The sequence below is a fragment of the Paraburkholderia sp. Tr-20389 genome (assembly GCF_017104565.1).
In the GTDB taxonomy this organism is placed as follows: Bacteria; Pseudomonadota; Gammaproteobacteria; order Burkholderiales; family Burkholderiaceae; genus Paraburkholderia.
In genome coordinates this window covers 43,794-67,470 of the sequence record NZ_JAAGPD010000032.1, presented here as the reverse complement: position 1 = coordinate 67,470, position 23,677 = coordinate 43,794, and the positions used below count along the sequence as shown (strand labels likewise).

The following is a 23,677-nucleotide window of genomic DNA, read 5'->3' as shown; positions in this document are numbered from 1 at the left end:
GTTGCGTTCGAATGCTTCAACGATGCTCGTCGGCGAGCTTCAAGCCATGCTCGACGGAAGCCTCCGTGTGCCGCGCGTCCTCATCCAGCTTGATATCCGGACGCATGAAAAACGTCATCACGATTCCCACCGCCAGCAAGCCCAGCGATCCGATGAACGGCAGCGTCCAGCTTCCCGTGCGATCGACGATCAAGCCGAACACGATCGGCGAGAAAATGCCCGCGATGGCAGAGCCTGCATTTACGAGTCCGCTCGCGATGCCCACGTGTTTGGGCGTGATGTCCATCGGCACGGCCCAGATGGGCCCGATCGTCATTTCGAGGAAGAAGAACGACAGGCTCATCGATGCAGCCATGACGGGCAGCGAGTGCACGACCATCACGGGCGCCAGGAACACCAGCGCACCCAGGAACGCGACGATGATCATGTTGCGGCGCGCCGCAACCACGTTGCCCGTACGCTTGAGAATGCGATCCGACAACACGCCGCCCGCCGTATTGCCGACCACGCCCGAAAGAAACACGCCCGCCGAGAACAGCGCCGAACTCTTGAGATCGAGGCCGCGTCCGTGCATGAAGAAAGTCGGCAGCCACGTGAAGAACAGCCAGCCCGTCCAGCCGTAACAGAAGTAGACCATCATGGTCGGACCGATACGCTTGATGAGCCGGCCCCAAGGCGTCGGCTCGCGTGTCTTCTTCGCCGATCCCATCGTTTCCGGCGGCAGTTCGGCCACTTCCTCCGGCGTGATATGGCGATGCTTGCGCGGGTCGTCCTTGAAGTACCACGCGTAAACCACGACCCAGACGGCAGTGAGCGCGCCGACCAGCAGGAACGATGCGCGCCACGACGCGAACGCCACGAGGAGCGCGATCAGCGGCGGCGTGACCGCGTTCCCGAGACGTGAGAACGAATGCGTCAGTCCTTGAACAAAACCGCGCCTGCTCGCCGGATACCAGTTGACGAGCGCACGCGCCTGCGCGGGCAATGCCGCCCCTTCGCCGATACCGAGCAGCATCCGCGCGCAGAACAGCGACACCACGCCGCCGGCGACACCTGTCGCGACCGTCGCGATGATCCAGATCGTCGCGCAGAGTACGAGCGTGGTCTTCGCGCCCATGCGGTCGCTGAACCATCCGCCGATCACCTGGCAAATCGCGTACGTATAGGCGAATGCGCCGAACACGAAGCCGATATCGGTGTTGGAAAGATGCAGATCGTCACGAATCAGTCCCGCGGCAGCGGAAAGATTCACGCGATCGAGATACATGATGAAAGACATCGCGCACATGAGCGCGAGGACCGAGCGTGTGACTCTTGGGCGATGCGGCATATCGTGTGTCTCCTCCGGGGCTTTTGCGCTAGTGCGCGCTCTTATCGGGGGGCGGGCCATGGTGCGAGGTCCGACGCCCCCAGAGTCTGGAGAAAACGGTGATAGCCGTCTATTGAAATTGGTTTATGGGGCAATTCCCTCTGGTTATCGCTGCGCGCATCCGACAGTCCGGTACAGCGCGGCCATGATCGAAGCCCAACGTTATTGCGGCGTCGGCACGTCGTGACGGATCAACTCCCGACGCTTCAGCTCGGCCCAGAATTCGGCGGGTATGTCGGTCCGGAAGGTCCTAAGATTGTCTTCGAGTTGCGCGACCGACCGTACACCCGGAATGTTGGTCGGGATCGCGGGATGGCCGAGTACGAATTGCAATGCAGCGGCTTTGAGCGGCACGGAATAATCCCGGCAGACCTGCTCCATCTTGCGCACGCGTTCCAGAATGGCTTCGGGCGCAGGCGCGTAGTTGTATTTCGCACCCGGCACCGCGCCCGTCGCGAGAATGCCGCTGTTGTAGCCGCCACCGAGAATCACCGACACCTGCCTCTCTTCACACAGCGGCAGAAAGCCGTCCAGTGCATCCTGCTCGAGCAGTGTGTAGCGGCCGGCCAGCAGCAGGCAGTCGAAATCCTGTCTGCGAATCGCTTCGTGCGCGACCTGCCATTCGTTGACGCCCAGCCCCACCGCCTTCACGACACCTTCGTCGCGGAGCTTCAGCAGTGCTTTGGACGCGCCCGCCATCGCCGCTTCGAACATCTCGGGCTGGCGCTCGCCGTGGGTGAAGACATCGATGTCATGGATCAGCGCGATATCGATGTGCTCCAGCGCCAGACGTTGCAGACTGTCTTCGATCGAACGCATCGTGCCGTCATAGCTGTAGTCGAAAACCGTTTCGAACGGCAGTCCGTCGACCCACGGTGTGAACTCGATGTCGGCGCGCCTGCGCGGCTTGAGCAGCCGCCCAACCTTGGTGGACAGCACAAACTGATCGCGCGGATACCAGCGCAACCCTTGTCCGCAGCGCGCTTCGCTCAAACCATGCCCATACATCGGCGCGGTGTCGAAGTAACGTACGCCCGCGTCCCACGCCGCCTCGATCAGTGCCGCCGAATCCGCTTCGCTGATCGGCCTGAAGATGTTGCCGATCGGCGCGGCGCCGAACCCCATCACGGTTGTTTCGAGCCCTGAGCGCGGCCATTTTCGCTTTGCTACCGGATCCATCTTTCTCCCCTTTTCACGAGTGAAGTTGCGCGTTTCCTGATCGGCCGACACGCACCGTCACTTGACCTTCGCAGCGGCGGCGAGCTTACGCACCCCCTCTTTCGCATCCTCGTTGGAGTTCATGAAATTGGTCACGACGTCGGTGATCGCACCGGCGGTGACCGGCGACTGAAGTTCACCGAAGGCCAGCGAAGGCAGGAAGCCGCCCGTCTTGATCGTCGCCTGCTCGTCTGCGCGAGATTTCTTGGCGCAGCTGTCGAACTTGTCCATCGGCACATCCAGCCTCACAGGAATCGAACCTTTGTAGAGACTGAACTGCTGCTGGAAATCCACCGACATGATCGTTTTCGCGAGCGCGATCTGTCCCGGCGTCGCGTCCTTCTTGCCGTTCTGCTGGAAGAACACGAATGCATCGGCCGTGTATGTATAGGCGTTCGACGTGCCGGGCGCAGCCGCACAGATATAGTCGACATCGGCCTTCTTGTTCGCGTTGGCGAATTCGCCCTTGGCCCAGTCGCCCATGAACTGCATGCCGCCCGAGCCGGATATCACCATCGCGGTCGCAAGATTCCAGTCGCGGCCGTGATAGCCCTTGTCGAAGTAAGTGCGGATCTTCTGGACGGTCTCGAACACTTGCACCATCTGCGGCGAGGTCAGCGTCTTCTGATCGAGATCGACGAGTGCTTTGCGATAGAAGTCCGCGCCCTGCGACAGCACGACCGTCTCCCAGATCGTCATGTCTTGCCACGGTTGACCGCCATGCGCGACAGGCGTGATGCCCGCGGCGCGAAACTTGTCGGCGAGCGCGAAGAACTCCGGCCACGTCGTCGGCGGTGTGCCCCCGACCTTGTCGAGGTCCGCCTTGTTGATCCACAGCCAGTTGATCCGATGAACGGAGAAAGGCGCAGCCACGTAGTGACCGCCTGCTTTCACGTCACTATCGATTTGCGAGGGCGTGTGCGCTTTCCAGTCGGCCGCAGCGGGATCGACCGTGACCAGCGTCCCTTGCTCCGCCCAGTCCTGAATCAGCGGCCCCTTGATCTGCGCGGCCGACGGCGCGTTGCCCGAGATCACCTGCGTCTTCAGCGCCGTCATGGCCGCCGCGCCCGCGCCGCCCGCGATAGCGAAGTCTTTCCACTCGTAGCCCTGTTTGCTCATGTCGTCCTTGAGCACCCGGATGGCTTTCGATTCGCCACCGGAGGTCCACCAGTGAAGTACGGAAATCTGTTCTGCAGCGAGAACAGCATGTGTACCTGAAATAAGCAGCGCGACAGCCGTCGCAACCGACGTCAGTGATTGTTTCATTGCAGTCTCCGAAATTTTTCTTTATGGGTGGTGCGACGCATGCACGATCAGAACGATCGCGCATGCGTGCCCGTTTCAACTACAGATCAAAGCCGAGTTGTGTCTTGCCAAGCGGTGTCAGGTCGTCGGCCGTTGCACGGCCAGTGAAGTCCACTTCGAAATGGTCAGTCGGGAAGTCGGGCGGGCTTTCGCCTTTCAGGAAGCTCGGCAACTGACGCTTCAGATAAGCGTCGTTTTTCGCGCACGCCGGCACCGACGCGATGTACATCACATTGCTGTAGCCCGCGCCTTTATGCTCGTCTTCAACGGCATGAATCACGTCGCTGTGCCAGAAGACGGTATCGCCCGCTTCCATTTTGGGAATCGACGACAACGCCTCGAACAGGGGCGCGTGAAATTCCGCTTTGATCGAGAGGGCACGCCCAGGCATGGCGCCGCACAGATCGTCGTCGGCGACATCGTCCTGAAGCGCGCGCAACAGGATGTACACCATCGAATTGGCGATAGGCACGAGCTGCAGCGTGCCGTCGCCGGGGCCTTGCGGCGTCAGCGCCGTCCAGCCCTGGAAGGTGCGGAACATTGAACAGACAGCGGGCGACGCGATCTCTTCCACGTCAGTACGGAAAGCGGCGTCGAACGCATCGTAATTACGCCAGTTGCCGGAAAACACATGGCGATACACCTTGCGAAAATTGCTTTCGATCCAGCGTTCGACCGATCCGCCGTCGCAATGCGCCGACAAGCCGAGCGACGCCGAGCCAGGCGGCCGTCGACGCAAACGATCGGCATAAACGGGAATATGCTCCGGATCGAAATGAACGCGTCCGTCGCTCTCGTTTCGCCAGAGTTTGTTGAGGAATACGCGCGCCGCGGTCAGCGATTCCGACTGACGCGCCAGCACCTGGGGCTTCGACCAGTACACGCCGTAAATTTGCGGCTTGCTTGAAGCTAGCTGACCAAAGTATTTGTCCTCCGCGCGGTTTTCGAGGCGCTTGTCGAGACGATTTCGCTCGACGTAGTGCGCGATTTCGTCATCCCAGCTTTGCACTTGCGCGCGCGGGAAGACATTGCGAATCACACATGCGCCGCGTGCCTTGACGAGCGCGATCTGTTCGGCAGTCACGCGTTGCCCGGCGATGTCGGAATACTGAATCTCGGGAATGACGTCTTCCCCGCGATCGCGCTGCGCGGCAATTCGCTTCGCCTCTTCGCCGATCGCCTGTTCGACTTCGGCGAAGACTTCCCGGTAATTCGGCAGTGCCGCGCGCAACTCCTTTTTTGCCTGCCGGATTGCACCCGGCAAGTCGTCGATTTGCAGCGCCATGTTTGTCTCCGTGTGTGAATTTCGTGCCGCTAGGATATGACGCGCATATCAGCCATGGTGATACTATTCAGGCAATTGATTTGCGTTTTCCGCCATGAAACCAGCCTACGAGCATGTCGAGTTCGGCGAGGACTGTTCGGTCCGGGTTTACCATCGGCAGCTTCCGCGTATTCCGTTCGAATGGCATCACCATCCGGAATACGAGCTGACGTTGACGATGAATAGCCATGGCAAGCGCTACATCGGCGACTCGGTCAACGACTATGAAGCAGAGGATCTCGTCCTCGTGCCGCCGGATTTGCCGCATACGTGGGCGTCGAACCGCTCGATCGAGCCGTCTTCTCCGCAGGTCGCCATCGTTATCTGGTTCGACGGCGACTGGGCGCGGCGGATGGCGGATTGCTGCCGCGAATATGAACCGCTGCGCAAGCTGTTGCGCAGAGCGGCGTGCGGGCTGGCGTTCGAGCTGCCCGCCGGCGAATGGATGCGCAGCCGTCTGGACTCGTTGCTTTCGAACGTGGCGCGCGAACGGTTGAGCACGGCGCTCGATATTCTGTGCACGCTCGCCGACGCGCCCGGCCAGCCGCTCGCATCACCGAGCGCCTTCAATCAGACGAACACGGGGCCATCGGGGCATGAGCCCGAGCGTATCAACCGCGTGCTTTCACTGATCGACGCGCGCTTTGCCGAACCGCTGCGGCTGTCGGAACTCTGCGCGGCGGCCAGCCTGTCGGAGCGCACGCTCACGCGCTACTTCGTCCAGCATATTGGCGAGAGCGTCGGGCGGTATATCGCTCGCGTTCGTATCGGGCATGCGTGCCGGATGCTGGCCGACACGTCTCTGCCCGTTGCCGTCATCGCCGCCCGCTCGGGTTTCGCGAACGTCGCCAATTTCAATCGACAGTTCAAGGCCGCGAGGCAAACCACACCGGCTGAATATCGACGGCAGTTCATGGGGGCGGGCTCTCCGGCTCATGACGAGACGGCTCGCCTGACCGAACGATCGCCTTCGCTCCAACGCGAGCGGAAATCGTCCGGCGAAGGAAAACGGCGCAGCGAGCGCTGACTGGTTTGCGCGGCAATCACGACTAGGGTTTCACCGCGTAACGCACCAGGTCGATTTCGGTGGTCGCGGGCACACCCTTTCCCGCAAGACGAACCTGATACGCCTCCCTTACCACCCGCTTCACCGTTGGGGCGTACCACAGCGTCTCGTCGATCGGGCCGCCTCCGGCACCCGATTGCGGCGACCAGTTGCCCTTCATCCTGACCCTGATCGTAGAGAACGAACCCGCTCTCGTGCTGATCGTTTCCACGGCTTCGACTTCGCACTGTGCTCGCCGGAACACGGTCTCGCCCGCCGCACCGTTAGCCTGACAATCCGCCTCATAGCGTGCGCCTGCTCGCAATGGAAAGTGAAGCGCGATACCGCAGGCACGCTGATCGGCCCCGTCGGGAATCACATTCGCTTCCGACGTGAGTTCTACACGCGCGCCTCCGGGAGCAATCACGAGAGAGGCACTCCCATCGGCACGGACCGAGCTAACCGTTTGTGTAAAGGTTCTGCTCTTGCCGGATAGCAGGTCCGTCCGCAGAAACGTCCAACTGTCTCCCGTCCTGTAGTGCGGTGCATCCTGAGGTAGAAGGATGGACTCCGTGCCGGCCGCGAAACTCGATGAACCGGGACACGCCACCATCAACACGCATCCTGCTGCCAGAAAGCCGGAATGCATCTTTGCGATTGCTTTCACGTCTCCTCCTATTGTTCGCGATCGCGGACCATGCGCGAACCCGATTCGACCACTTGCGCAAGCAACCGTTCCAAAGCGGATGCGCCGACATTTCCCCTCATTCATTTCGCATGTCGAATCAAATTCGTAAGCTTTGGATCGTGATTGTGTGATCCCAGGCGGACGCTGCCTGCGAGGCCGCACTCACGTCCATGCCGCCTGTTGCTCCGCTCGCGCAAGTTGCAACGGACGCGGCATCGCGACGAAACACCAGACTTCATCTGCGTCCTCAGAGGCTCCCGCGAAGCCCTCGTATACCCGCTTGTCATGCGTTTTTTTCCATGAAACACTGGGCTTCATCTGATGTGCCGGATTCGATTCCGATATATCGGACAAGAAGGTAAGCACGCGATCCGCCGGTTGAAACGCCTGCGCATAGCCAATACCGCTCGGATCGCGACGATGGAATTCCTCTCACAGGGTCGAAAATGAGACTGTTCAAAGAAAGCGTAAGGTTCGCCTGCTTGTCGGCCGTCGTCGGCCTGCTCGCGCTCGCCGGTTGCACCAAGATCGCAACACCCGGTCAGGACGCCGCGACCGGTTCGACCTTGCAGGCCGTCCTGCAACGCGGCACGCTGCGTGTCGGCGACTGCCTGACCTTCGCGCCGTTCGGCTTCTACGACAAGAGCGGACAACCAGACGGTTACGACGTCGACCTCGCGAAAGAACTGGCGAAGCAGATGGGCGTGAAGCTCGAAATGGTCAACACGACGAGTGCAAACCGCATTCCGAATCTGCAGACCGCCAAAGTCGACGTGGTCTTCTGCAACTTCACACGCAATCTCGAACGCGCAAAGGAAATCGCGTTCACGACGCCGTATGTCGTCGCGAGCGAGGCGCTGCTCGTCAAGAAGAGCAGCGGCATTCAGTCGGTCAAGGACATGTCGGGCCATACGATCGCGACCGTCAAGGGATCGACGAACGGCGACGAAGTGCGTGCGCTGGGCATTCAAGTGAAGATCCAGGAATTCGACAGCTCGGAAGCGGCCATTCTCGCCGTCAAGCAGGGCCAGGCCGACGCGATGATCGAGGACAACAACTTCCTCGCCTATCAGGCGAAGCTTGACCCGGAGCTGACCGTCACCAACGAGGCCCTCGTGCCGCTCGAATACAACGCGTTCGGTGTGAAGGCCGGCGATCAGGTGTGGCTGAATTACCTGAACCTGTTCCTGTTCAACATCAACGCGTCGAAGCTCAACGCGCAGCTGTACACGAAATGGTTCGGCACCGGGCCTCGCTATCCGCTGAACCCGCAGTTCTGAACCCGAAAGCAACCGCGCGACGCGAACGACAGCCCGACTTTGCGAAGGAACGACGATGAGTTATCAATGGCTGACCCTGTGGGGCTATGTGCCCGAGTTCTTCCAGGCCGCGTGGCTCACGTTGCAGGTCACGCTGCTCGCGTTCTGCGTCGCGCTGATTCTCGGTCTGCTGACGGCGCTCGCGGGCGCTTCGCATCTCACGCCGCTGCGTGTCGTCGCGCGCGGCTATATCGAGCTGATCCGCAATACGCCCGTGCTGCTGCAGATTTTCATCGTGTTCTTCGGTCTGCCGTCGCTGGGTCTGAATCTGAGTGCGTACACAGCGGGCGTGATTGCGCTCGGCGTGAATGTGGGTGCCTACATGGCGGAAGTTTTCCGCGCCGGCATTCAGTCGGTGCCGCGCGGACAGATCGAAGCGGCCGGCATTCTTGGCCTCGGGCGCTCGCAGGTCTTTATCGAAGTCGTATTGCCGCAAGCGGCGCGCGCCGTGTATCCCGCGATCGTCAACAACCTGATCCAGCTGCTGCTCGGCACGTCGCTGCTGTCCGCGATTGCGTTGCCGGAACTGACGGGCACGGCGACCGTGATCAATGCGCGCACCCTGCTCTATATCCAGACCTTCTCGGTCACGCTGATCGCGTATCTGATCCTGAGCAATTGCCTGTCATGGATTGCGGAGCAGATCGGCGCGCGCGTGTTCCATCCGCCCCTCATGCTGACGCAGCACACGCGCAGGCGGCTATGGCTGATTCCACGTCAGGCGAACCGCACCTGATCCATCGAAGGGGAAACCGCTCATGTCAACCGAACTGCTGACGACCAGCCTGTCGATCCTGCTTCAGGGACTGGTCGCAACCCTGCTGCTATCCGCGGCATCGATCGTCGGCGGCACGCTGATCGGCCTGCTCGCCGCCGTCTTGCGCTCGTTCGGACCGTGGGGCAGCGCGCGCGTCGCAAAGCTCTACACCGAACTGTTTCGCGGCACGCCCGTGCTCATCACGCTGATGTTCATCTATTTCGGCGTGTCGTACTTCGGCTATGCGATCGATGTGTTCGCGGCGGGCGTCGTCGGCCTGAGCGTGTACCAGGGCGCGTATATCGCCGAAGTGTTCCGCTCGGGCATCGAAGCCGTGCCCAAAGGCCAATGGGAAGTCTCGCAGATTCTCGGCCTCGGCAAGACACAGACGTTCTTCTCGGTGGTATTGCCGCAGACGGGCAAGATCGTGTTGCCGCCGCTGATCGGTCAGTACCTTTCGCTGATCAAGGATACGTCGATTGTCAGCATGATCGGCATGTCCGAACTGATGCATGGCGGACAGGCCATCGTCGACCGCGTCGGCAAGCCGGTCGAGATTTATGGACTCGTCGCCGTACTGTATTTCGTCGTGTGTTTCCCGCTGTCGCAGTGGGTGCGCCACCATGATCGTAGGAGCCTGTTGTCATGACCACATCCATCGGGTCCAAGCCAGTCATCAACCTGAACGGCGTGAGCAAGTCGTTCGGCGCAACAAAAGTACTCAAGGAAATCAATCTCGAGGTTCGCCCAGGCGAAGTGCTCGTGCTGATCGGCGCATCCGGTTCGGGCAAGAGCACGGTGCTGCGCATTATGGCCGGTCTCGAAACGGCCGATTCCGGCGAAGTCTGGGTCAACGAAGTTCCGCTGCACGACGCGCGCCGCGCTAAAGAAATCCGCGGTCACGTCGGCATGGTGTTCCAGCAGTTCAATCTGTTTCCGCACAAGACCGCGCTCGGCAATGTGACGCTCGCGCTGATCAAGGCGCGCAAGATGAGTCCCGCCGACGCGCGCAAACGCGCGATGGACGTGCTCGACCGTGTGGGCCTCGCCGATCGCGCCGAACACTATCCGAGCCAGTTGTCGGGCGGCCAGCAGCAGCGGGTAGCGATTGCGCGGGCGCTGGCGGTCGAGCCCGGCATCATGTTCTTCGACGAAGCGACCTCCGCGCTCGACCCGGAACTGGTCGGCGAAGTGACGGAAGTCATGCGTGGACTGGCGCGCGACGGCATGACGATGGTCGTCGTCACACACGAGATGGGATTCGCGCGCAAGACGGCAGACCGTGTTGTGTTCATGGACAAAGGCGTGATCGCGGAACAGGGTGTGCCGGAGGAAATCTTCGTCACGCCGCAGAACGAACGGACGAAGCAGTTCCTGCACCGCGTGCTCGATCATTGATGGCCTGTTTCCGCTAAACTCGCGCCGCGGGCAACGAAGGCCACGCACGAACGACCACAACAACACGAGAACGAACTGCGATCCTTATCGCCGACGGAGTCTACGGAATGTCTGCACCAGAATCGTCACGCGCCCGGGGAGTGGACCGCGTGATCGGCATTTTCAGGGAACTGCATACTGCGCGGCGTCCGCTGACGATGCGCGAGCTGATCGAGGCAACGCGTGCGCCGCGCTCCAGCGTCTACGAACTGGTCACGATACTCACGGAGGCGGGCTGGCTCGAAACGGCCGCCGACGGCAGCGTGTTCTTCGGGCGCGAGATGCATTACTACGGCGCCGATTACGCGATGCACAACGATCTCATCAGCCGCGCGCATCAGACCATTCTCGGTCTCGTGCGCAAGTATGACGAGACCACGCAACTGTGCATGCTCGAAGGCAACAAGTACACGGTGGTGCTCTCGGAAAACAGCGCGCGCCCGTTCAACATCACGTCGGATATCGGCGTGAAGGTGCCGATTCCGTGGACGGCGACGGGCCGCCTGTTGCTCGGACATCTGAACGACGACGATGTGCATGCGCTTATTCCGGACGAAGACTACGTGCTGGAAGACGGTCGCCGCATCGGGTTCGACGACTTCATGCGGGACGTGCGCCATGCGGCAGAGCAGGGCTATTGCTGCACGGAGGGCCTTTCGATGTCGTTCCGGCTTTGCATGGCCGCACCTGTGCGCGATCGTACGGGCCTGCCCATCGCCGCGCTGTGCTTCATGACGGGACGCGATACCGATCCCAGCAAGCGTGCCGCGATGCTCGACGATCTGATTGCCTCCGCGAAATCGCTGTCGCAGCCATCGATGCGCAGCTAAGCCCGTCTATTGCACACCGCCATGATCAATGCGCGGTGCGTGCCGCGATCAGCCGGCAGGCATGGGCCGGCATTTCCGCCAGCACCGGCATGCCGACCGAGAGGCATGGCGTCTCGCGGGGCGTCGTGGCTGCTGTCAATGTGAAACCGTCGCAGTCGATTGTTGCCTCGATCGACGCTCCCACGTCGCGCACGAACGTCACCTTGCCGGCGAGTAGGTTGGGTCCTGGTGTCGCATCGATAGGCCGGACACATACATCCTCCGGCCGGATCAGCAGGCGGACTTCGCCCGCCGGGCGCGCCATGCCAGAAGCAGCGTGCACGGCTATCTGCTGGCCGCCGGGCAGTTCGATCCTGTCCTCGCCGCCGACCGTCACCGGCAGGATGTTGCCGAGGCCGATGAAGTCCGCCACGAACTCGCTGACGGGATCGCGGTAGATGTCGAGCGGCTTGCCGACCTGCGCGATACGCCCTTTTTCCATCACGACGATCTCGTCTGCCATCGTCATGGCTTCGCGCTGGTCATGCGTGACCATGATCGTGGTGATGCCGAGACGCTGCTGCAACAGCCGGATCTCGACCTGCATCGCTTCGCGCAGCTTGGCGTCGAGCGCGGAGAGCGGCTCGTCGAGCAACAGCAGCTTCGGCGACGAAGCGATTGCGCGGGCAATCGCGACGCGCTGACGCTGTCCGCCCGAGAGTTGCGTCACCGGCCGGTTGGCCATATGCGGCAGCTGGATCAGGTCGAGCAGTTCGGCGACACGGCGCGCCTGCGCTCCACGCTCGACACGGCGCAGCCGCAGCGGATAAGCGACGTTCTCCGCCACGCTCATATGCGGGAACAACGCGAGCGACTGGAACACCATGCCGAAATCGCGCCGGTTCGCCGGCACGTGAGTGAGATCGCGCCCTGCGAACATGACTGAGCCGGAGGTCGGCGTTTCCAGTCCGGCGATCATGCGCAGCAAGGTCGTCTTGCCGCAACCGGACGGGCCGAGAAAACAGACCAGCTTGCCGTCCGGCACGCTCAGATCGACATGATCGACGGCGAATGTATTGTGAAAGCGCTTGGTGACGGACTGAAGCGTCAGATGGCTCATGACCTTTCCTTATCTCTGTGACAGCATGCCGTTCGGATCAGAGCGCTACGCCCTCGTCGCCGACCAGCTTTTCGAGCAGCCAGATGAGCGCGAAGTCGATCATCACAATGACGACGGCAAACGAAAACACGGTCGGATCCAGCGACGACACCGTACGGCTGTACAGCCACACGGGCAGTGTCATCGTGTTGATGCCGTAGAGAAAGAACGTCACCGTGAATTCATTGAACGAGATGATGAACGCGAACAGCATCCCGGCCAGGATGCCTGGACGCATCAGCGGCAGCACCACGTCGAAGAGCGCGCGATGCGGGCTTGCGCCCATCACACAGGCGGCTTCCTCGAACTCCGGACCGACGGACGCAACCGATGCCGCGCAGTTCTTCACCGTAAATGGCAACGCGAGAATCACGTGCGCAATGATGAGCCGCAACATGCCGAGTTCAACGGGCAACGCATTGAAGACGAGCAACAGCGAAAGCCCGAGCATGACGAGCGGATAGACGAGCGGCAGCGCAACCAGTTGCTCGACGAGAGCCTTGCCACGGAAGCGGTAGCGCGACAGCGCGTACGCGGCCGGCACCGACACCGCGGTGGCGATCAGCATCGTCGAGATTGCCACGACGAGGGACGTTGTCAGCGCCGTGCCCATCGACAGTACATCGCCCGCGTCGGGCGATACGAACGCGTGCCAGGCGGCGCGATACCAGTGCAGGCCGAAACTTTGGGGCGGAAATTCGAGCGTGTCCGAATTGCCGAACGACATCGTGATCATGGTCAGGATCGGCAGCGCGGCAAGAAAAAGCACGAGCGTCGCGAGCAGTCCTGTGAGTCGCCCGAGCCGGCCGGGCATGATCGCGGGAATACGCAAGGTGGTCATGAACGAGTCTCCTCGTGCCGTTGCAGGGTGCGCACGAGCCGCTGCGAGATGGCCATCACGGCAAGCGTCGCCAGCATCAGCACGACACCCGATGCCGATGCTGCAGGCCAGTTCAGCAGCGGCGCGACCTGGTCATGCACCAGTACGGCGAGCATCGGGACGCGGCGTCCGCCGAGCAGCAACGGCACGGCGAACGCGCTCGCGTTATAGGCGAACACGAGCAGCGCACCCGACACGAGCCCCGGCATCGCGAGCGGCAGCACCACATCACGCAAGGTCTGCCAGCGCGTCGCACCGAGCGTCGCGGCCGCTTCTTCATATGAGTGGGATATCGCGCGCATCGCACTCGAGATCGGCAGTACGGCGAGCGGAAACGCCGTCTGGATCAGGCCGAGCAACACCCCGTTCTCACGATACAGCCATTGCAACGGCCGCTGAATGACGCCGGCCGCAAGCAGCGCATGATTGACGAGACCCGCCGGGCCCAGCATCACGAGCCATCCATAACCCTGCAGCAGCAAATTCACCAGCAACGGCAACAGCACACCCGCAAGCAACAGCCGTCGTGCCAGGCGCGATTGCGTACGCGCAAGCGCCAGCGCCACGGGAATCGCGAGCACGACCGCGCAGATCATGCTCTGGAATGCGAGCCGCAGCGTCAGCCACAGTGAATGCAGGAAGTACGCATCCCCCAGGTCCACATAGTTCTGCAGCGTGAACGCATGCCACTCGTTGCCTTGCACACCGAAGCTCATGCGCAGCACCGCGATCGACGCCGCGACCAGCACCGCGAGAAACGCGAGAATCGGCGCGAGCAGCAGCCAGGGCGGAACGCGGGGCAACGCCGGAGGGACGTCGCGTTGTCCCGCGGTCTCGTTCGCGGATGCCGCGTTGCGCCCCTCGCGTGACGAGAGCGTCGGCATATCCATCACGCCGCAAAAAGCGCGGTATAGCGCTTGATCCATGCGGGCTGGACAGCGGCCAGCGTCTTGTCGTCGTGCAAGATGGCCTTTTCGGCGATCTGCTGCGGCGACGGCACGAACGCACGGCTTTGAGCCGGAATCACAGCCTTCGAGTTGACAGGACCGTTGAGTACATCTGCGGCCATGCGCCCCTGGACACCTGCGTCGAGCGAATGATTGATGAACGCGTGGATCAGATCGAGATCGCCGGGGTGTGCCTTCGGAATCACCGTGAACATCAATTGCGTCGCGAAGCCCTCCTTCATTCCGTACGTCACGCCCATTTTGTATTCCGGCTTGCGGATCTGGTCGGGGAAGAAGGCCGGCGCATAGATGCCGCCAATATCGAGTGAGCCCGTGCGGAACAGATCGGCGACCTGGTTCGGGTTTTCTCCAAGCGTCATCACGCGGTCCTTCAACTGCGCGAGCCGCGCGAAGCCAGGCTCGATGTTCTGCTGCGAGCCACCCGACATTTTCGCCGCGATGATCGCGAGATCGACGGCTTCCGCCCATTCCGGCGGCGGAAGGAATAACCGGCCCGCGTACTTCGGATCCCACAACGCTTCATAACTCGCCGGCGGCGTCTTCACGGTCGACGTGTTGTAGATCAGCCCGTCCGACCACAGCAGATAGCCCACACCGAACCCGTTGGCACCGGTGCGGTATTGCGGGGCGACGTCCTTGAGGTTGGGCAGCTTGTCGAGATCCGGCTTCATCAGCAGGCCAGCGTCGGCGAGACCCGACGCACCGACTCCCGCCAGCGTGATCACGTCGTATGTCGGCCGATCGCCGGCGGCTTTCACCTTCGCGACCATTCCCGAGGTGCCGTCCGCACGATCGGCAATGACCTGGGCGCCCGTCTTCTGGCTGAAGGAGTTGGCGATATTACGCAACGCAGCAGCGCCCGTATCGTCGGACCACGTCAGAAGCCGCAGCGTTTTGCCTGCGAAGTTCTTTTCTTGCGCTCTCGCAGTACTGATGAACGGCATGGGCAGTGTCGATGCCGCCAATGCCGCGCCAATGGTCTTGATAGCCTGCCTTCTACCCCGTTTGATCTCTTGCATGGTCGTCTCCAGTTGCAATCGCGTGGCCACGTTCCGGCGTGGTGGGCGAATCCACTGTAGGTGCGTCACAATCGGGCAACAAACGAAATCTCTGCATGCGCGTCATGACTTGCGCTCATGCGTCACACGTGAATTTGCCGCGCAACAGTGTGGGGTCTTCAAAGGACTGGCCTGATATCGAGCAACGGACCGCACGCGCACGCTGCATTAAGCAAACGGCGAGTTTGTCGACGAAGGGCCGTTGGCCAGTCTGCAAGACGACCAGCGGTGTCCGGCACAGTTCGAGATTTTCACTGCTGACGAAACACGATGGCGCAATCGTGCGTGGTGCATGCAAACAGGTAATGCGCGGCTCGCTTTCACGCCGGCACATGCGCGAACCAGTCTGCCTCGTCCACCTCGATCAATGTCGGGATATCGCGCTGCACAGCACGGCGCAACTGCGCTGCGACTGCATGCGGACTGTCGGCACGGCACGCCGCGCATCCGAAACCTCGCGCGAGCGCAATGAAATCCGGTGTGTGAATGTCGACGCCGACGGGAACGATGCCTCGCGACACCATGTATTTGCGGATCTCGCCGTAGCCGAAGTTGTTCCACAGCAGCACGATCGCGGGGACCTTCGCTTCGACGGCGCTCGCAAGCTCGGGCAGCGTGAACTGCAGGCCGCCATCGCCGATCAGACACACGACGGGACGCCCGGGTGCGGCGAGCTTCGCGCCGATCGCGGCGGGCAGCGCATAGCCGAGCGTGCCGTAACCGGTCGACGAATTGAACCAGGAACGCGGCGCCCGCGCGTCGTACGCGAAGTTGCCCGCATAGACAGGACTGGTCGAATCGCCTGCGATGATTGCATCCGGCAGCGCGCTGACGATCGTGTCGATCAACTGGATCTGCGAACGCGTCGCTGCGTCGTAGCCTGCCAGCACGGCGTCACGCACAGCCGCAACGCGCGGGCTGCCCCAATCCGGCTGCGGCGTGCGCATCGCGCATTCGTGCAGCCGCATCGAAAGACTGCCCAGCACGTGCCGCGCGTCACCTGCAATCGCGATGTCCGGACGCAGATTGCGCATGAGCTGCTGCCCATCGATGTCGACGCGTATCAGCAAGCCCTCGATCCCGAACCCGCCGTCGAACACGACGTCGTAATCGGTTTCCCCTAGTTCCGTGCCGACCGCGAGCACGACATCCGCTTCGCGAATCATCGCCCGCGTTGGCGCGAGCGACTGCGTCGAGCCGATAAGCAACGGGTGGTTTGCGGGCAACAGACCTTTGGCATTCGTCGTCAGCGCCACGGGGGCCTGCAGTCGTTCCGCCAGTTCGCGTAACTCGAGCGCGGCATTCGATGCGCCACCGCCCGCAAGAATCAGTGGCCGGCGCGATTCAGCCAGCAGTTCTGCAGCAGCGACGAGTGCATTCGGGCATGCGGCAGGCTTCGACGGCAATGCGGTCGGCGTAAGGTTGATTCCCGTTGCCGGTGCCACGATGACGTCGAGCGGTATTTCGATGTGCACCGGGCGTGGTCTCGCACTTTCGAAAACCGCGAATGCCCGGGCAAGAACATGCGGCAGTTCCGCAGCATCGAGCAACGTGTGCGAAAACGCTGTGAACCCGCTAACGACGCCGCGCTGGGACGGCAGTTCGTGCAGATGTCCAGCGCCCGTTCCGAGATCGCGTCGCGCGTTCACACTCGAGATGACCAGCATCGGGACCGAATCCGCATAAGCCTGCGCCATCGCCGTAGCAATGTTGGTCATGCCCGGTCCAGTGATGACGAAGCACACGCCAGGCTTGCCCGTCACGCGCGCATAACCGTCTGCCATGAAACCGGCGCCCTGTTCGTGGCGTGGCGTGACGTGCCGGATCGATGACGCGGCAAGTCCCCGGTAGAGTTCGACCGTATGCACGCCGGGGATACCGAACACGAACTCGATGCCGTACCCTTCGAGCAGGGTGACGAGCGCTTCGCCACAGGTCGGATTCGCGACAGGATGATGCGCGCGCCGTGTCGTACCGGTGTCGTCGAAGTGAGCGTTGATGTCAGAAGAGTTCATCGATTGTCGCGCTCCTGGTGAGTGCTGCTCCGGGCAAAAGGCCGGTGCCGGGCGCATTCGCGAAGGCCGCCGCATCGTCCGACCTATTGTTGACGCGGGTACAGGATGAGAACAATCGATAAGATTTCATGGGGCTCATGACCGCCACGCATGAGCGCGAGGAAGCCCCGAGATCGTTCCGCGTAGTGCGGCATGCCCGGCCATTGGTGCAACACAACACATCGAATGGATGGCAGCGGTCGGTCCGCATGCAGCACTCGGGTACCCGTGGTCCAGTGACAGCAAATCAAGGGAACAGCCAGCCTTGAACCGCAGGTTCTAGCAAACCGCCACGGCTTTCGAAGCATATTTCTGGCTTGAGCCACACGCGAACGAAGCCCGCGCGTTGAGAACCTTTAGGGAATGGGTATAACCGAAGACGCGCGATCGCCGAACGAGAGTTACTCGCCGATCGACTTCAAGCCGTTACCGAGTATGCGTTTATGTTAAATCGGATCGCGATGCTTCTACCTCGCGAACATGGCCGCGAAAATGGAGAAGGCTGCAACGAACCCGGAACCACCACGGCGACCGGACAGTACAAGTCTCTTCGAAAGGCCGTTATCCAACTGCCATTCTCAATGGTTGCCAGACTTTCATCGACACTAAATCAAGCCAGCCTTCCCGCACATTGAGGCTTGCCAGCCTGCGTGCTGCAGAGACTGAACCTGATCGTATTTTCAGCCGACTGGCTTTCGTACCTTGCACCGACAGATCGCCCAAGATGCCTGAATTCGTCATCACGATCGCTTCGACGGCTGCGTTGATGGTTGCCGTATCGATTGCCGCGTTGGCGCCCGCCTACGCGCAAGGCACCGTCGCCATGTTGCCCACCGACGATCAGACCCGCCTCGACCACGGAAGGAAAGACCAGTGTTCCCTTTGCCTTTCCTGCCAGCTCTCGCGTAACCGGTACTGTTGTGTCGAGCGGGCTAAGCGTTCGATCGACTTCGGAGTTGATCGACGGCCGCTTCGCCATGTCGGGCTCACCACTTGTCGAGCATCCGGTTAGCGAGATCCACCCACAGCAAACACTGCGATGGCCCAGACGAGATTTCTTCGTTGCATGATGTCCTCCTGATGCCGCTATCGGACTTTGCTTCGTACGAAGCACGAAACCGGGCAATGCTTGCCGCATTCGATGAACAGTCTATGCACTTGATTCCATTTTCAAAAGAATCGAAAAGCGCTTCGTTTCACTAAAAGATTCACATCGACCGAGGCTCACACCGAAGTAGCAAGTCGTAGCAAACTGACTAGAATGATGGAGAATACGCAGGTCTGACATAGTAATCTGTGCGGTAGCAACGTGGCGTGACGTTTCGATTCCCGAATTGGAAGCATGCTCATGAAACGCCTGGACGAAAAAGTCGTCGGTGCTATTTTCCTTGCGCTCAGTGGTTATTCGTTTGCGAGCGACCTGGTCACTGAATCATACGAAGAGATGACGGTTGCAAACGTAGCACCGTTGGTCGTGGAATCTCTTCCATCCATTCCCGAGCCGCAACAGTTTTTGCGTGATCAAATCGAATTCCGCACCAGCGAGGAAAAATCGTTCTACGTGCAAAGCGAGATCTTCTACAGCGCACAGATAACGCACGGCATCCACATTGGCGCCGACAAGAACATATCGATGTCCGAGTCGACAGCATCGCGTCAAGCAGCGCCTTTCCTACATTCAGGTCCGTCAACAGCACCGCAATTCTCCATCCTGCAACCAGCGAACACTACGCTAGCGCTTGGTACCCAACCGCAGCGGCGGTTGTCTCTCACGGTTGATGACTGGGTGTTTTCCGCTACGGCTCGTGTTGCCATTCTTCACTCGCATAACACAGGCATGACATTCTCCGTTCGCCACGGCTATTAAAAGGATGCCCACGGCTAACCACGTGTCAGTTGTTTGCTAACGTCGATTGGAAGACATCGCCGTTCTGCTACACGACAACCACGCGAACGCTCGGATGTTGTAACAGCGAGTTTGGCTAACTATTGGTCAGGACTGGCTGGGCCACCCGTTAGCTACTTGTCCGTAATCCGGACGACACAACGAGGCTTCAGGTTCTAATAAGGAACCGCCATCAGACAATCGTTTCCCGGAAGATCGCTTTTCTGTCTCAAGATCTTTCCAAACGCCGCCTAATGGTCGAACGACCTCATCACATTCGGCCGTCATTGACGGGTGAATGGTTCAACGTTCGGAAATCGATACGATGTGGCAAATCGTGTTCCTGCGGCCTATATTGTTGTAGAGGTTCGGCACGCGTTCGCTCACGACGCTGGATGGCTGAGCCAGTCAACAGGGTTTTCAAGCACCCTCGTGATGCGTCGATCGGATTTCAATCGACATGTCGTCAGGCACCTCGCGTCAGCACAACACCGAACGAGCAATAAGTAACAAAGGTCATATCGAGCGAACCCGACTAACCCTCGAAGCGGGACGTCAGGAAGTTGCCGGAACACGCGCTGGAATCTTCGAGGCGAGCATGACGGCGCTTGCGCCGCAAGCTGGCCGTGCGCTTCCCGCACGCCCGGAAGTCGTCTTTTCGGGTTGGCCGACTGTTTACGATCTGCGGAGAGACGAACTATGAACCGTCGAGCGGTGATGATTATTTTGACCTCCATGTTCGTCGCTCCACGCATGGTGCTAGGTTCAAGCAAGACGGAAAAGCAGGCCGAGGTAAAGGCCGCTGTCCGCAAGACACTTGATGCGCTCTATAAGGCGCAACCTTCGGCGCGCAAAGCGGTGCAGTCGGCGGCTGGTTACGCTGCATTCAGCAACTTCGGAATGAAGATTCTCCTTGCAGGCAGTGGTACAGGGGAAGGCATTGCCGTCAACAACAAAACAAAGTCGGCAACCTACATGAAGATGGCCGAGGTGCAGGCCGGGTTGGGCATAGGCGTCAAGAAATTCCGGCAGGTCTGGGTGTTCGAGAACGTAAGCGCACTGAATGACTTTATCGCTTCAGGGTGGACTTTCGGCGGACAGGCAACTGCTGCGGCAAAAGCAAACGATAAGGGAAGCTCATATGAAGGAGCGATAGCTGTGGGGCCGGGTGTTTGGCTCTATCAGCTCACCGACAAAGGTCTCGCAGTAGAACTCACAGCCAAGGGAACCAAGTATTACAAGGATGATGAATTGAACGGGTGAACTCAATCGAAGGAGGTAATACCGAAATGAAATATCTTCTGATCGGATCCGTGCTGACGCTTGCCGCGTGTGCGACACCACCTCAAGAGAACCTTCAGTCCGTCGGAAAGAGCCAACACTCGCCATCGATGGTTGCTCAGTGCATTGCTACCAATTGGGCAAATGGCTCCGGCAAGACAGTCTATCTGCAACATGAACTCGCAGGTGACCGCGCGTTCAATGTCTATGTACCCGGCCAGCAACCGCCAGGCGGTGCGTCGGCTGTCGTACGGCCGGACGGCTCTGGCTCATGGGTTGGATTTCGTGGCGAGGGCGGAAGCGCGACGGGTTCAGTGAACACCTGTCTGTAAGCGGCATTGCAGACTCGTAGAACTACCCGAACTGCAATGAAGCAGCCAACGCGTCGTTTCTGTCTGCGTCCCGAGAGAATCAGTTCGGCTCTCGACCGTTGACATGCGGCGGTATTCAGCACGCCAGGCCGCCTGCAGCCAGATGGCTGTCGAAGGTTTTCGACCGCGCTACCTGCGCCTTGCGCTGGTTCTCCGGACGGGTCCATTCTGGTGGTACCACCTGGAATCGGCGATGAAAGGAATGCTTGTTCGACTGCTTGCTGCGTTAGCCGTCGCGTGCGCCGTTGCCGGCTGCGCCGCGCCTTCGGCGAACACATCCGCGTCCAGCTACAGGACCCGGACGGTCACTCGTAGCGAGGATCATTTGCGCGTATCCGCTGCCGCGCTTTCCGCTGACGAAAGCGCGGCTCTCTACGGCGTTGCACTTGCAAGAAAGGGAATCCAGCCTGTCTGGATCGAAGTCCAGAATACGGGAGACCACCGCTATTTCCTGCTCTCGCCCGGCGTCGATCCGAACTTTCTTCCCGCCTCTGAGGCCGCCGAGGCCTACATCCATGGCAACCCTCGCGACGTCCCCACAGGACTCGACGAGCGCTTTCGCGAGCTTGCGTTCCATAACCCTGTATTGCCCGGCCAGACGACCTCCGGCTTCGTGCTGACCAACCTTCAGGAGGGCGTGAAGGTGGTTCAGGTCGATCTGGTTGCGAGCCGGCGCGCCACGACGTTCTCGCTCTTCGTACCGGTGCCGGGCTTCCAGGGCGATTACAAGACGAGCGAAGTATTCATGCGCGAAGTCTATCCACGCGAGTCGATCGTGAATTACACGGATGACGCGGCCTTCCGGACAGCACTCGAAGCCCTGCCATGCTGCGCCACCAATGAGGGCGGTACGAAGAACGGCGATCCCCTCAATCTCGTGGTCGTGGGCGGGCTGGACGACGCCTTTCCCGCACTCGTGCGGCGCGGATGGACGCCGACGGAGGAAAAATGGTCGGGCGCCATCATGAAGATGGTGACTGCCGCGCTAGCGGGAGAGCGGTACGACAACGCTCCGGTGAGCGACCTCTACCTGTTTGGACGGCCACAGGATCTTGCGTTGCAGAAAGCGCGCGACACGATTCACGAGCGCAATCATTTGCGGCTCTGGTTAAGCCCCATGAAGTATCACGACAAGCCTGTCTGGGTCGGTCAGATCAGTCGGGATATCGGCACGCGACTGACGACTCACACACCTACATTCACCACCCACAAGATCGATCCCGATGTCGACGAGGCCCGGAGCGCGCTCACGGAAGACATGGCCTATTCGCAAAGTCTGATGCAGATCGGGCTGGTGAAGGCGACCGCCCCTGCGCCACAAAGTGCGCCACGGGAAAACCTGACGACGGACCCCTACTACACCGACGGATACCGGATGGTGCTCGTGTTCGACCAGAAGCCTACGTCGCTCTCAGGGATCCGCGTTTTCGAGTGGAACGCGGATAGCGCTCACGCGGTCGATAGCGCAGGAGCGCGGCGATGAGTGCGTTGCAGCGGTTGCATCGTCTGTTTCGATCGCCGCTGTGCTGGATCGGTCTCCTGTTCGTCGTTGCCAGTTGTTCGACATGGCAGCGCCCAACAGACGCAGACGATGCACCACTGCGCGCGCGTGCAGTGACGGCGACCAGCCATGGCGTACGCGTCAGCGCGGCAGTGCTCGGCACAGACGACAGCAAGCGCATGATCGGAGCCGATCTCGATGCCATCGGGATACAGCCGGTATGGATCGAGGTCGTGAACGAAACCTCCCAATCGTTATGGTTGCTGCGTTCAGGAACGGACCCGCGGTACTTTTCTCCGCGTGAAGTCGCATGGTCGATGCACGCGATGCTCGGTGGCGCGACAAACGAACGCATGGATGAGTATTTCGACAAGCTCGGCTTCAAAAATCCGATTCCGCCGGGAGCGACGCACGCGGGAATGCTTTTCACCAACCCGGATCGCGGCACGAAACTCTGCAATATCGATCTGTTTGCGGACAGGACGTTGATTCCGTTCTCTCTGTTTTTGCCAGTGCCCGACGACGCCGGCAATCCGCTCTACGAGGAAACGCAGTTCCATTATCCCGATTCCGACATCACGAACTATGACGACCTGGCCTCCCTGAGAACGGCACTCGAACGGATGCCATGCTGCGCGACGGACGCAAGCGGGGCCAACCAGGGCGATCCGCTCAATGCGGTATTCGTCGGCACGCTCGACAATATCGGCGCGGCATTCGTACGACGTGGCTACCACGGCAACAAGCGGGATTTCGATCTGGCTCAGCGCCTCTATGGACGCGGTCCGGATGTCGTCCTGCGCAAGCAGGCGCCGAAGAGGGCGCCGGCGACCTGGATACGCGTGTGGCTGACACCGATACAGTTCAGGAAGGAGCCTGTCTACGTGGCACAGATCGGGCGGCCTGTCGGGGGACGCTTCGTGTCGAACAGCGGGGCAAGCCTCACGCTTCAGGCGGATGTCGACGAGGCCAGGAATCTGTTGATTCAGGACATGATGTATTCGGGCGGACTTGAAAGGCTTGGATTCGTGTATGGCGTCGGGCCGGCACCGCCGTCCCACCCGCGTACGACACTCGATTCCGCGTCATATCACACGGACGGTTTGCGCATCGTGCTGTTCGTCGCGACGCGGCCACTGAAGCTGTCGGACGTAGAGTTCCTCGACTGGGTTCCGTATTTGCGGCCGGGCAGTGCTGTCAACGTGGAGGACGGAAACGATGAGCGCAAGCGAACCGGTCGCTGAACCAC

Annotated in this window: 21 protein-coding genes and 2 pseudogenes; 12 read left to right on the top strand and 11 right to left on the bottom strand. The window is 60.7% G+C overall.

Translation table 11 applies throughout. From position 1 onward, the window contains the following. Positions 1 to 16: 16 nt before the first annotated feature. The 4 genes from G3N95_RS26670 to G3N95_RS26655 form a co-directional block, all read right to left on the bottom strand. Positions 17 to 1,330: an MFS transporter gene (locus tag G3N95_RS26670; RefSeq protein WP_205973071.1), complete on the bottom strand. Its 1,314-nt coding sequence runs from the start codon at positions 1,328 to 1,330 to the stop codon at positions 17 to 19. A gap of 201 nt (positions 1,331 to 1,531) precedes the next feature. Next, entirely contained in the window at positions 1,532 to 2,548 is a 1,017-nt protein-coding gene (locus tag G3N95_RS26665) for an aldo/keto reductase (RefSeq protein ID WP_205973070.1), read from the bottom strand. A 57-nt stretch (positions 2,549 to 2,605) separates the two neighbouring features. Beyond that, the gene (locus tag G3N95_RS26660) at positions 2,606 to 3,853 is read right to left on the bottom strand and encodes an ABC transporter substrate-binding protein (protein ID WP_205973069.1); all 1,248 of its coding nucleotides are present in this window, start codon (positions 3,851 to 3,853) and stop codon (positions 2,606 to 2,608) included. A 79-nt stretch (positions 3,854 to 3,932) separates the two neighbouring features. Further along, positions 3,933 to 5,177 (bottom strand): DUF1479 domain-containing protein, encoded by a 1,245-nt coding sequence (locus tag G3N95_RS26655; RefSeq protein ID WP_205973068.1) that lies wholly within the window; start codon positions 5,175 to 5,177, stop codon positions 3,933 to 3,935. Positions 5,178 to 5,271: 94 nt separating this feature from the next. Here G3N95_RS26655 and G3N95_RS26650 point away from each other — a divergent pair, with 94 nt between their 5' ends. Continuing rightward, positions 5,272 to 6,243, top strand: coding sequence for a helix-turn-helix domain-containing protein (locus tag G3N95_RS26650; RefSeq protein ID WP_205973067.1), 972 nt, complete (start codon positions 5,272 to 5,274; stop codon positions 6,241 to 6,243). Positions 6,244 to 6,265: 22 nt separating this feature from the next. Here the strand turns inward: G3N95_RS26650 and G3N95_RS26645 are convergent, their stop codons facing one another. After that, entirely contained in the window at positions 6,266 to 6,688 is a 423-nt protein-coding gene (locus G3N95_RS26645; RefSeq protein WP_205973066.1) for a hypothetical protein, read from the bottom strand. Between the two features lie 707 nt (positions 6,689 to 7,395). Between G3N95_RS26645 and G3N95_RS26640 the strand changes: the two genes are divergently transcribed. From G3N95_RS26640 to G3N95_RS26620, 5 genes are all read left to right on the top strand, one after another. Beyond that, positions 7,396 to 8,229, top strand: a complete 834-nt coding sequence (locus G3N95_RS26640; RefSeq protein ID WP_205973065.1) for a transporter substrate-binding domain-containing protein — start codon at positions 7,396 to 7,398, stop codon at positions 8,227 to 8,229. Positions 8,230 to 8,284: 55 nt separating this feature from the next. Beyond that, entirely contained in the window at positions 8,285 to 9,004 is a 720-nt protein-coding gene (locus G3N95_RS26635; protein WP_205973064.1) for an amino acid ABC transporter permease, read from the top strand. A gap of 22 nt (positions 9,005 to 9,026) precedes the next feature. After that, positions 9,027 to 9,674 (top strand): amino acid ABC transporter permease, encoded by a 648-nt coding sequence (locus G3N95_RS26630; protein ID WP_205973063.1) that lies wholly within the window; start codon positions 9,027 to 9,029, stop codon positions 9,672 to 9,674. Continuing rightward, complete coding sequence (locus tag G3N95_RS26625) at positions 9,671 to 10,423, top strand: amino acid ABC transporter ATP-binding protein (protein WP_205973062.1); 753 nt, start codon at positions 9,671 to 9,673, stop codon at positions 10,421 to 10,423. The genes G3N95_RS26630 and G3N95_RS26625 overlap by 4 nt, the downstream gene beginning before the upstream one ends. 107 nt (positions 10,424 to 10,530) lie before the next feature. Next, entirely contained in the window at positions 10,531 to 11,292 is a 762-nt protein-coding gene (locus tag G3N95_RS26620; RefSeq protein WP_205973061.1) for an IclR family transcriptional regulator, read from the top strand. A 25-nt stretch (positions 11,293 to 11,317) separates the two neighbouring features. On the opposite strand, the gene G3N95_RS26615 is transcribed toward G3N95_RS26620, so the two are convergent. The 5 genes from G3N95_RS26615 to G3N95_RS26595 form a co-directional block, all read right to left on the bottom strand. Continuing rightward, entirely contained in the window at positions 11,318 to 12,391 is a 1,074-nt protein-coding gene (locus G3N95_RS26615; protein ID WP_205973060.1) for an ABC transporter ATP-binding protein, read from the bottom strand. A gap of 37 nt (positions 12,392 to 12,428) precedes the next feature. Then, positions 12,429 to 13,271, bottom strand: a complete 843-nt coding sequence (locus G3N95_RS26610; RefSeq protein WP_205973059.1) for an ABC transporter permease — start codon at positions 13,269 to 13,271, stop codon at positions 12,429 to 12,431. Further along, complete coding sequence (locus G3N95_RS26605) at positions 13,268 to 14,194, bottom strand: ABC transporter permease (protein ID WP_205973128.1); 927 nt, start codon at positions 14,192 to 14,194, stop codon at positions 13,268 to 13,270. Before G3N95_RS26605 ends, G3N95_RS26610 begins: the two co-directional genes overlap by 4 nt. 5 nt (positions 14,195 to 14,199) lie before the next feature. Further along, positions 14,200 to 15,297 carry an extracellular solute-binding protein gene (locus G3N95_RS26600; RefSeq protein ID WP_205973058.1) on the bottom strand — a complete coding sequence of 366 codons (1,098 nt, stop codon included), beginning with the start codon at positions 15,295 to 15,297 and terminating at the stop codon, positions 14,200 to 14,202. Between the two features lie 359 nt (positions 15,298 to 15,656). Next, positions 15,657 to 17,351 carry a 5-guanidino-2-oxopentanoate decarboxylase gene (locus tag G3N95_RS26595; RefSeq protein ID WP_205973057.1) on the bottom strand — a complete coding sequence of 565 codons (1,695 nt, stop codon included), beginning with the start codon at positions 17,349 to 17,351 and terminating at the stop codon, positions 15,657 to 15,659. Between the two features lie 340 nt (positions 17,352 to 17,691). On the opposite strand from G3N95_RS26595, the pseudogene G3N95_RS40680 reads away from it, so the two are divergent. Continuing rightward, positions 17,692 to 17,800 (top strand): annotated as a pseudogene (locus tag G3N95_RS40680) (DUF1488 domain-containing protein); the annotation flags it as partial. Positions 17,801 to 18,065: 265 nt separating this feature from the next. Here G3N95_RS40680 and G3N95_RS40675 read toward each other — a convergent pair. Beyond that, positions 18,066 to 18,458: pseudogene (locus G3N95_RS40675) on the bottom strand (hypothetical protein); the annotation flags it as partial. A gap of 280 nt (positions 18,459 to 18,738) precedes the next feature. Here G3N95_RS40675 and G3N95_RS26590 point away from each other — a divergent pair. The 5 genes from G3N95_RS26590 to G3N95_RS26570 all read left to right on the top strand — a co-directional run bounded on the left by G3N95_RS26590 (position 18,739) and on the right by G3N95_RS26570 (position 23,672). After that, a complete protein-coding gene (locus G3N95_RS26590; RefSeq protein ID WP_205973056.1) occupies positions 18,739 to 19,257 on the top strand; it encodes a hypothetical protein in 519 nt (172 codons plus the stop codon). Positions 19,258 to 19,974: 717 nt separating this feature from the next. Next, positions 19,975 to 20,538: a YSC84-related protein gene (locus tag G3N95_RS26585; protein ID WP_205973055.1), complete on the top strand. Its 564-nt coding sequence runs from the start codon at positions 19,975 to 19,977 to the stop codon at positions 20,536 to 20,538. A gap of 26 nt (positions 20,539 to 20,564) precedes the next feature. After that, positions 20,565 to 20,888 carry a hypothetical protein gene (locus tag G3N95_RS26580; protein ID WP_205973054.1) on the top strand — a complete coding sequence of 108 codons (324 nt, stop codon included), beginning with the start codon at positions 20,565 to 20,567 and terminating at the stop codon, positions 20,886 to 20,888. Positions 20,889 to 21,120: 232 nt separating this feature from the next. Beyond that, positions 21,121 to 22,410 carry an LssY C-terminal domain-containing protein gene (locus tag G3N95_RS26575; RefSeq protein WP_205973127.1) on the top strand — a complete coding sequence of 430 codons (1,290 nt, stop codon included), beginning with the start codon at positions 21,121 to 21,123 and terminating at the stop codon, positions 22,408 to 22,410. After that, positions 22,407 to 23,672, top strand: coding sequence for an LssY C-terminal domain-containing protein (locus tag G3N95_RS26570; RefSeq protein ID WP_205973053.1), 1,266 nt, complete (start codon positions 22,407 to 22,409; stop codon positions 23,670 to 23,672). The genes G3N95_RS26575 and G3N95_RS26570 overlap by 4 nt, the downstream gene beginning before the upstream one ends. Positions 23,673 to 23,677: the final 5 nt, after the last annotated feature.

What these genes read in the sequence shown, in the direction of transcription:
- G3N95_RS26580 (WP_205973054.1), top strand. Translation starts at nt 20,565, where the DNA reads ATGAAATATCTTCTGATCGGATCCGTGCTGACGCTTGCCGCGTGTGCG.
- G3N95_RS26610 (WP_205973059.1), bottom strand. Translation starts at nt 13,271, where the DNA reads ATGACCACCTTGCGTATTCCCGCGATCATGCCCGGCCGGCTCGGGCGA.
- G3N95_RS26605 (WP_205973128.1), bottom strand. Translation starts at nt 14,194, where the DNA reads ATGCCGACGCTCTCGTCACGCGAGGGGCGCAACGCGGCATCCGCGAAC.
- G3N95_RS26660 (WP_205973069.1), bottom strand. Translation starts at nt 3,853, where the DNA reads ATGAAACAATCACTGACGTCGGTTGCGACGGCTGTCGCGCTGCTTATT.
- G3N95_RS26635 (WP_205973064.1), top strand. Translation starts at nt 8,285, where the DNA reads ATGAGTTATCAATGGCTGACCCTGTGGGGCTATGTGCCCGAGTTCTTC.
- G3N95_RS26570 (WP_205973053.1), top strand. Translation starts at nt 22,407, where the DNA reads ATGAGTGCGTTGCAGCGGTTGCATCGTCTGTTTCGATCGCCGCTGTGC.
- G3N95_RS26640 (WP_205973065.1), top strand. Translation starts at nt 7,396, where the DNA reads ATGAGACTGTTCAAAGAAAGCGTAAGGTTCGCCTGCTTGTCGGCCGTC.
- G3N95_RS26620 (WP_205973061.1), top strand. Translation starts at nt 10,531, where the DNA reads ATGTCTGCACCAGAATCGTCACGCGCCCGGGGAGTGGACCGCGTGATC.
- G3N95_RS26655 (WP_205973068.1), bottom strand. Translation starts at nt 5,177, where the DNA reads ATGGCGCTGCAAATCGACGACTTGCCGGGTGCAATCCGGCAGGCAAAA.
- G3N95_RS26585 (WP_205973055.1), top strand. Translation starts at nt 19,975, where the DNA reads ATGAACCGTCGAGCGGTGATGATTATTTTGACCTCCATGTTCGTCGCT.
- G3N95_RS26670 (WP_205973071.1), bottom strand. Translation starts at nt 1,330, where the DNA reads ATGCCGCATCGCCCAAGAGTCACACGCTCGGTCCTCGCGCTCATGTGC.
- G3N95_RS26625 (WP_205973062.1), top strand. Translation starts at nt 9,671, where the DNA reads ATGACCACATCCATCGGGTCCAAGCCAGTCATCAACCTGAACGGCGTG.
- G3N95_RS26575 (WP_205973127.1), top strand. Translation starts at nt 21,121, where the DNA reads ATGAAAGGAATGCTTGTTCGACTGCTTGCTGCGTTAGCCGTCGCGTGC.
- G3N95_RS26600 (WP_205973058.1), bottom strand. Translation starts at nt 15,297, where the DNA reads ATGCAAGAGATCAAACGGGGTAGAAGGCAGGCTATCAAGACCATTGGC.
- G3N95_RS26615 (WP_205973060.1), bottom strand. Translation starts at nt 12,391, where the DNA reads ATGAGCCATCTGACGCTTCAGTCCGTCACCAAGCGCTTTCACAATACA.
- G3N95_RS26590 (WP_205973056.1), top strand. Translation starts at nt 18,739, where the DNA reads ATGAAACGCCTGGACGAAAAAGTCGTCGGTGCTATTTTCCTTGCGCTC.
- G3N95_RS26665 (WP_205973070.1), bottom strand. Translation starts at nt 2,548, where the DNA reads ATGGATCCGGTAGCAAAGCGAAAATGGCCGCGCTCAGGGCTCGAAACA.
- G3N95_RS26630 (WP_205973063.1), top strand. Translation starts at nt 9,027, where the DNA reads ATGTCAACCGAACTGCTGACGACCAGCCTGTCGATCCTGCTTCAGGGA.
- G3N95_RS26595 (WP_205973057.1), bottom strand. Translation starts at nt 17,351, where the DNA reads ATGAACTCTTCTGACATCAACGCTCACTTCGACGACACCGGTACGACA.
- G3N95_RS26650 (WP_205973067.1), top strand. Translation starts at nt 5,272, where the DNA reads ATGAAACCAGCCTACGAGCATGTCGAGTTCGGCGAGGACTGTTCGGTC.